Genomic DNA, 7971 nt, shown 5'->3' on the forward strand with positions numbered 1-7971 from the left:
ACGTCGGCCCTCTCAGCCGTCGCCCCACAGCATCACAGCCGCTGGGCTCACAGTCGCCGAGCTCACAGCCGCTGAATGATCGTCCCCGTGGCCAGCGCACCGCCCGCGCACATCGTGATCAGCGCGAATTCCTTGTCCCTGCGCTCCAGTTCATGCAGCGCGGTGGTGATCAGCCGGGCCCCGGTGGCGCCGACCGGGTGGCCGAGCGCGATCGCGCCGCCGTTCACGTTCACCTTCGCCATGTCCTGCTCGAAGACGCGCCCCCAGGACAACACCACTGACGCGAACGCCTCGTTGATCTCCACGAGGTCGATGTCCTTGAGCGCCATGCCGGCCTTGCCGAGCACGGCGCGCGTCGCGTCGATGGGCCCGTCGAGGTGGAAGTGCGGGTCGGAGCCGACCAGCGCCTGGGCGACGATACGGGCGCGGGGCCGCAGCCGCAGCGCCCGCGCCATCCGCTTGGACGCCCACATCACGGCGCACGCGCCGTCCGAGATCTGCGAGGAGTTCCCGGCCGTGTGCACGGCGGTCGGCATGACGGGCTTGAGGCCGCCGAGCGCCTCCATGCTCGTATCGCGCAGCCCCTCGTCACGGTCGACGAGCCGCCACATGCCCTGCCCGGCCGTCTGCTCCTCCTCGGTGGTGGGCACCTGGACGGCGAAGGTCTCGCGCTTGAACCGCTCCTCGGCCCAGGCCGCCGCCGCGCGCTGCTGCGAGGCGAGGCCGAGCCCGTCGACGTCCTCGCGGGTCAGCCCGCGCCGCTGGGCGATCCGCTCGGCGGCCTGGAACTGGTTGGGGAGGTCCACGTTCCACTCGTCCGGCCAGGGCTTGCCCGGCCCGTGCTTGGACCCGCTGCCCAGCGGCACCCGCGACATGGCCTCGACGCCGCAGCCGATGCCGATGTCGATGACACCGCCCGCGATCATGTTGGCGACCATATGGTTGGCCTGCTGGGAGGAGCCGCACTGGCAGTCGACGGTGGTGGCGGCGGTCTCGTACGGGAGGCCCATGGCGAGCCAGGCGTTGCGCGCCGGGTTCATGGACTGCTCGCCCGCGTGCGTGACCGTGCCGCCGACGATCTGCTCGACGCAGTCCGGCTGGATGCCCGTACGGGCCAGGAGTTCGCGGTACGTCTCGCCCAGCAGATAGGCGGGGTGGAGATTGGCGAGCGCGCCCCCGCGCTTGCCGATGGGGGTGCGTACGGCTTCGACGATGACGGGTTCCGCGGCCATGACTCGTCCTCTCCTCGCGTCCGCAGGGCGTCCCGGCGCCCACGGCAGAACTAGTACCCGTTCTAGTTCTGCACGCAGTCTCACGACTGGCGGGCCCGGTACGCAAGGGTCGTGCACGCACCGCGTCCGCGCCGGGTACGCAACAGATGCCGCCGCGACCCTTGCGACCTATAGAACTCGTTACTACCTTCAGGCCAACTTCTGATGGGCCGTCAGACCTGGAGTGGCCGATGTCCTGCCCAGTACATTCCGAAGGACCGCCCGAAGGAATCCCCCACGGAATCCCGCACGGACTCCCCGAAGGCTTCGACTTCACCGACCCCGACCTGTACCACCAGCGGGTGCCGCTCCCGGAGTTCGCGCGGCTGCGGGAGACCTCCCCGGTCTGGTGGAACGCCCAGCCGCACGGCATCGCGGGCTTCGACGACGACGGGTACTGGGTCGTCACCCGCCACGCCGACGTCAAGGAGGTCTCCACCAAGCCGGAGACCTACTCGGCGGGGCTCAACACGTCGATCATCCGCTTCAACGAGCACATCCAGCGCGAGCAGATCGACGTCCAGAAACTCATCATGCTCAACATGGACCCGCCCGAGCACACCCGGGTCCGCCAGATCGTGCAGCGCGGCTTCACGCCGCGCGCCATCCGGGCCCTTGAGGACGCCCTGCGCGACCGGGCCCGGAAGATCGTGACCGAGGCGAAGGAGAGCGGGCGCGGCGACTTCGTCACCGACATCGCCTGCGAACTGCCGCTCCAGGCCATCGCCGAACTGATCGGCGTGCCGCAGGAGGAGCGGGCCAGGATCTTCGACTGGTCGAACAAGATGATCGCGTACGACGACCCCGAGCTGGCCATCACGGAAGAGGTCGGCGCCAACGCGGCCATGGAGCTCATCTCGTACGCGATGAACCTCTCCGCCGCCCGCAAGGAGTGTCCGGCCAAGGACATCGTCAGCCAGCTGGTGGCCGCCGAGGACGAGGGCAACCTCGGCTCGGACGAGTTCGGCTTCTTCGTGCTGCTGCTGGCCGTGGCGGGCAACGAGACGACGCGCAACGCCATTTCGCACGGCATGCACGCGTTCCTCACCCATCCCGACCAGTGGGAGCTGTACAAACGGGAACGCCCGGCGACGGCTGCCGAGGAGATCGTACGGTGGGCGACCCCGGTCGTCTCCTTCCAGCGCACGGCTGCCCACGACACGGAACTGGGCGGGGCCCGCATCAAGAAGGGCCAGCGCGTGGGCATCTTCTACGCCTCGGCCAACAACGACCCCGAGGTCTTCGACCACCCGGAACTCTTCGACATCACCCGCGACCCCAACCCCCATCTCGGCTTCGGCGGCGGCGGCCCGCACTTCTGCCTGGGCAAGTCCCTGGCCGTCCTCGAAATCAACCTCATCTTCAACGCCATCGCCGACACCCTCCCGGACATCCGCTTGACGGGGGCCCCGAGGAGGCTGAGGTCGGCTTGGCTGAACGGGATCAAGGAGATGGGGGTGGCTTACGCGTAGGGGGTGCGATGGTGCTCGGTGGGGCGGTATTCGGTGATACCGCCCCACAGCCCTCCCCCAACCCTCAACCCAATTAGCCGAGTTCCCGTACCTTGCCAGTGGTCATTGGCGGACTTACTCTCGGGTATACCGCACGGTTGGCATGACCCCTACACACAGTTCGGCAGCTCAACCGCATGGTCGTGCCGCCGCTCCCCCCACGTGATTCGACAGCGCTACGCGACGTTCATCGAAGGGGCAATACGACATGAAAGACGCACACGGCAGACAGGTGACGGGCCGGGTCAGGTGGCGGAGATTCGCCGTGCTGTCCGTGCCCGGGTTCGCGGTGACGGGAGCGCTTGCCATCGCCCTCGCCAACGGGGCACTGGCGGCGTCGTTCGCCGTGTCGGGACAGCAGTTCAAGGTCTCGGCCTCCAGCCTCAAGGGCGACGGCTTCGCCCAGTACGGCAGCATCGACACCAACGCCCGCGGCGATCTCCTGCCGGTGGCCGTGACCGCCATCAAGAAGGCCGAGCTGCACAATCTCTGCCAGTCGGTCGTCACCCACCTGCCCGTCATCGGGGACATCTCCCTGAAGCTCTCCGCCGGTGGCGGCGGCAAGCCCGTCGAGGCCGAGAACCTGTTCGTCGACGCGACCCAGCTCTCGGGCAACGCCTCGTTCAACAACATCGAGATCGGCCGCGACGCCTCGACGCTCGACAAGGGCCCCGACAGCGCGCAGGGCCTCCAGGACCTGTTCGCCCAGCAGGCCGACGACGTCAACATCACCGACCTCCACCAGACGGCGTGGGCCACCAACGCCGCGACGTTCAAGCTCACCGGCCTGAGCATGAACGTGTCCAAGGGCAAGAAGGAATGCTTCTGAGCCGGGGCCGGTGGCGGCAGTGGCGCCGGGGCCGCCCCTTCTGGGGCGGGCTGGCCGCCATCGTCGCGGGCGCCGAGATCTGCGCCATCCCGCTCGCGCCGCTGAAGGTCATGCTCCATCAGGGCATCGCCGGCATCCCGTCCGTCCTCATGGGCGCGGTCATGATCCTGATGGGGCTCGCCGCCTGGTTCGCCCCGCAGTACCGGTCGCTGGCCGGGATCGTCACGGTGATGGTGGCCGCCGCCGCGCTGGTCATGTCCAACCTCGGCGGCTTCCTCGTCGGGACGCTCATCGGGATCGTCGGCGGCGGCCTGATCTTCGCCTGGCAGCCGCTCCCGAGTACGGACGTACAGCCGGGCGCACCACCGGACGCGTCACCGCACACACCACCGGACGCGCCCCAGGACGCCTCGCCGCCCGGAGCGGCACCGCCCGACGACACCCAGCCCCTGGACGTACCGCCCGCCACCGACGCCGGCCCCGCCAGCCTCCGCAAGCTCTGACCCTCGCTCCCCAACTCTCACTCCTCACCCCTCAAGGAGATCCGATGAGACCCCAGCCCTTACGCGCCCGCGCCCTCCTCGCCCCGGCCGCCGGGCTCGCCTGTGCCGCCGCGTTCGCCCTCAGCGGCACCGCGGGCGCCGCGGCCCCCGCCTCGGCCCCCGTCGCCGCCCCCGGCATCGCCCCGGCCTCGACCACCGTCACCCCGGCCGGTCACCACTTCGCCGCCAACCTGACCGGCAAGGCCACCTTCAAGGCCGGAGCCGTGACGGTGACGTGTACGGTCTCCAGTTCCGCGCCCGGCTCCGGCGCCAACAACCAGGTTCCGGCGACCCCCGGCAACACCAACCCCTCGGGCCCGGTCTCGAACGCCATCAACGCGCCCACCTTCAGCTCGTGCAGCGCCAGCCTCCCCGGCGTGACCGCCTCCATCACCACCAGCGGCAACTGGGGCGTCGCCATGCAGAACGGCTCCCCGGTCTCCGCGAGCCTGACGATCCCCACCGGCGGTTTCGTCCTCCAGACCAGCGGGCTGGCCTCCTGCACCGTGACGGCCGCGCCCAGCGCCGCGGCGAACATCGCCGGCACCTGGACCAACGGCGCGCCGTCGAAGCTCGGGTTCTCGAACGCGGCCGTGCCGGTCCACGTCGTCGGCGGCTTCGGCTGCCCGACCAGCTCCACGTCCTCGACGTTCAGCGCCACGTACAACGTCACGGACACGACCGACCCCGCGTCGCAGATCACCGTCACCGGCTGAGCACCGGCTGGGCACCGGCCGACTACCAGCCGCCCGACGCTCACCCGCCCCGCCCGCCCCGACTCCAAGAATTCAAGTCGCGAAGCCACCCACCCCACCCCATGATGGTGGGACGCGACGATCCGAGTCGGGGCGAGCGGGAGGCTGTGCCATGTTCGCAAGTCTGGGCCGCTTCGTGGTCCGCCGGCCGTGGTGGGTGATCCTCGCCTGGGTCATAGCCGCCGCGGCCGTCATCTCGCTCGCCCCCAAGCTCACCTCCAGCAGCGACGAGGCGAGTTTTCTCCCCGGCGACTACGAGTCGATCAGGGCCTCGGACGTCCAGGAGAAGGACTTCCCCCAGCAGCAGAACATCGGCGCGATCATCGTCTTCCAGCGCTCCGACGGCGCGCGGCTCACCGCCCGCGACAGCGCGTCCGTGGCGAAGATCGCCGCCGCGCTGAACAAGGAGAAGATCAAGGGCATCGACGCCGTCGCCGCCGGCTCGACCTCGCCCAACAAGCGGGTGCAGACCGCCGCGGTCGCGATGCCCAAGGTGACCGACCCCGCCGACAAGAGCCCGCAGGACGCCGTCAAGGAGCTGCGCAAGGATCTGAAGCCGGATCTGCGCGGTACGGGCCTCAAGGCGGGCGTCACCGGCTCCGCCGCGCAGGCGCTGGACGAGAGCGACTCCTCCGAACGGGCCGGGATGCTGGTCGCCGCGGGCACAGTCGTGATCATCATCTTGCTGTTGCTGGTCATCTTCCGCAGCCCGATCATCGCGCTGCTGCCCGTCATCCTCATCGGCCTCATCTCGCCGATGGCCACCGGACTGATCGCCTCCGCCAACAAGGCGTTCGACATGAAGGCGGACAGCTCCGTCCAGGAGCTGCTGACCGTCGTGCTCTTCGGCGTCGGCACCGACTACATCCTCTTCCTGCTGTTCCGGTACCGGGAGGCGCTGCGCGCCGGCGAGGATTCCAAGAGCGCCATGGTGCACGCCGTGGAGCGGGTCGGCGAGGCCATCACCTCGGCGGCCGGCGCGGTGATCGTCGCGTTCGCGGCGCTCGCGCTGTCCACGCTCGGCATGCTCAAGTCGATGGGACCCGCGCTCGCCATCGCGGTGTTCGTGACGCTGCTGGCCGGGCTCACGCTCGTACCGGCCGTGGTGTCGCTGCTGGGCACCCGCGTGTTCTGGCCGTCGAAGGCGTGGCGGCACGAGCCGAAGGGCACTGCCTTCGCCCGGCTCGGGAAGTCGATCGCCCGTCGCCCCGCCGTCTGGGCGCTGATATCCGCCCTGGTCATGGGCGGTCTGGCGGTCGGCGCGCTGGGCTACCGGGCCAACTTCGACCTCGCCGGCTCCTCGCTGCCGAAGACCAAGGAGTCGATGGTGGCGATGCGGGACATGCAGAAGGGCTTCCCAGCCGGCACGGTCGATCCCACCTCGGTCTATCTCTCCACGAACGACGACCGCCCGCTGACCGACGCGCAGGCCGCGTCGTTCCGTACGGACCTGAGCAAGGTCAAGGGCGTCGGCTCGGTCTCCGCTCCCAAGGCGAGCGCGGACCGCTCGACGGTCTCCTACTCCGTCGTCCTGTCCGACCCGCCCGCCTCCGACGAGGCCCTGTCGACGGTCAAGGACCGGCTGCGTCCGGCCGCGCACGACGGCGCCCCGCAGGGCACGAAGGCGCTGGTCGGCGGCATCACCGCCGTCTACGTCGACATCAACAAGGCGGTGGACCGCGACTATTCGGTGGTCTTCCCCGTCGCCGCGCTGTGCATCATGGTGATTCTGGGACTGCTGCTGCGCAGCCTCGTCGCGCCCTGGTATCTGATGCTGTCCGTCGCCCTCGGCTTCGGCGCGACGCTCGGCGCGACGTCGATCATCTTCCAGCAGATCGGCAGCCAGCCGGGGCTGATGTTCATGCTCCCGGTGATCATGTATCTCTTCGTCGTCGCGCTCGGCACCGACTACAACATCCTGATGGTCTCCCGGCTGCGCGAGGAGGCCCGCGAGGGCCGCGACCCGCACGACGCGGCGGGCACCGCCATCCGCCACTCCGGGCCGACGATCGCCGCGGCGGGCGTGATCCTCGCGGGCACCTTCGCGACGCTGATGCTGGCGGGCAACTCCACGCTCTCCCAGATGGGGTTCGCGCTGTCCTTCGGCATTGTGGTGTCGGCGTTCGTCATGGCGATGGTCTTCACGCCGAGCCTGACGGCGCTGATCGGGCACGCGGCGTGGTGGCCGGGGCACGGCGACGAGAAGCGCGAGCCCGCCACACCGGCCGCGGCAGCACCTCCGCCACCCCCTTCATCAGGCTGAGTCCGGGAAGCGGCGCCGCTCTGCCGATCACGCCGTGCCTCGCGTACGGTCGCGCCCATGAATGAAAACGTGGACCTCTCCGCGCTCAGCGCCCAACACTCGGGCACGCCCCGCCTGTTGGGCCACCTCGCCCGCCCCGAGGGGACCGGCCCCTGGCCCGGTGTCGTGGTGATCTTCGAGGCGATCGGCGCGGACGCGGTGAATCTGCGGCTCAACGAGCGGATGGCGGCGGCGGGTTACCTGGCGCTGATGCCCGACCTCTATACGGGCCGCAAGGCGATCCGCTGCATGGTGCCGACGATGCGTCAGCTGGCGCAGGGGCACGGCCCGGCGTTCGCGGACATCGAGGCGTCGCGGCAGTGGCTGCTCGCCGAGCCCTCGTGCACGGGCAAGATCGGCGTCATCGGGTTCTGCATGGGCGGCGGCTTCGCGCTCGTACTCGCCGGGCAGGGCCGGTTCGACGCGGCGGCGGCCAACTACGGGCAGCTGCCGAAGGAGTTGGACAAGGCGATGGAGGGCGCGTGCCCCGTCGTCGCGAGTTACGGCGGGCGCGACAAGCCGTTCCGGGCCAACGCGGCCAAGCTGGAGTCGGCGCTCCAGCGCGTCGGCGTCACGCACGATGTGAAGCTCTACCCCAAGGCGGGGCACAGCTTCCTGAGCGACGCCGAGAACGTACCGCGCGCGCTGGCGCCGGTCATGCGGCGCATCACCGGCTTCGGCCCGGAGCCGGAATCGGCGGCCGATGCCTGGCAGCGGATCGACGCGTTCTTCGGGGAGCATCTGACGGAGAAGTGAAGTGA

At 69.9% G+C, this 7971-nt stretch carries 7 protein-coding genes; 6 read left to right on the forward strand and 1 reads right to left on the reverse strand.

All coding sequences use genetic code 11. The annotated features are described in order from the left end of the window. Window positions 1-62 precede the first annotated feature (62 nt). A complete protein-coding gene (locus tag ACFU99_RS24750) occupies window positions 63-1232 on the reverse strand; it encodes a steroid 3-ketoacyl-CoA thiolase (protein ID WP_384395457.1) in 1170 nt (389 codons plus the stop codon). Between the two features lie 230 nt (window positions 1233-1462). On the opposite strand from ACFU99_RS24750, the gene ACFU99_RS24755 reads away from it, so the two are divergent. From ACFU99_RS24755 to ACFU99_RS24780, 6 genes are all read left to right on the forward strand, one after another. Next, window positions 1463-2743, forward strand: a complete 1281-nt coding sequence (locus tag ACFU99_RS24755) for a cytochrome P450 (RefSeq protein ID WP_384395459.1) — start codon at window positions 1463-1465, stop codon at window positions 2741-2743. A 247-nt stretch (window positions 2744-2990) separates the two neighbouring features. Further along, entirely contained in the window at window positions 2991-3611 is a 621-nt protein-coding gene (locus ACFU99_RS24760) for a DUF6230 family protein (protein ID WP_384395461.1), read from the forward strand. Then, on the forward strand, window positions 3602-4114 hold the full coding sequence (locus tag ACFU99_RS24765; RefSeq protein WP_384395463.1) for a DUF6114 domain-containing protein: 513 nt from the start codon (window positions 3602-3604) through the stop codon (window positions 4112-4114). The genes ACFU99_RS24760 and ACFU99_RS24765 overlap by 10 nt, the downstream gene beginning before the upstream one ends. A gap of 44 nt (window positions 4115-4158) precedes the next feature. Beyond that, a complete protein-coding gene (locus tag ACFU99_RS24770) occupies window positions 4159-4869 on the forward strand; it encodes a hypothetical protein (RefSeq protein ID WP_384395465.1) in 711 nt (236 codons plus the stop codon). 151 nt (window positions 4870-5020) lie between these two features. After that, window positions 5021-7171 carry an MMPL family transporter gene (locus ACFU99_RS24775; RefSeq protein WP_384395467.1) on the forward strand — a complete coding sequence of 717 codons (2151 nt, stop codon included), beginning with the start codon at window positions 5021-5023 and terminating at the stop codon, window positions 7169-7171. Window positions 7172-7228: 57 nt separating this feature from the next. Beyond that, entirely contained in the window at window positions 7229-7966 is a 738-nt protein-coding gene (locus ACFU99_RS24780) for a dienelactone hydrolase family protein (protein WP_384395469.1), read from the forward strand. Window positions 7967-7971: the final 5 nt, after the last annotated feature.

It is taken from the genome of Streptomyces sp. NPDC057654, from assembly GCF_042800135.1.
Lineage (GTDB): Bacteria > Actinomycetota > Actinomycetes > Streptomycetales > Streptomycetaceae > Streptomyces.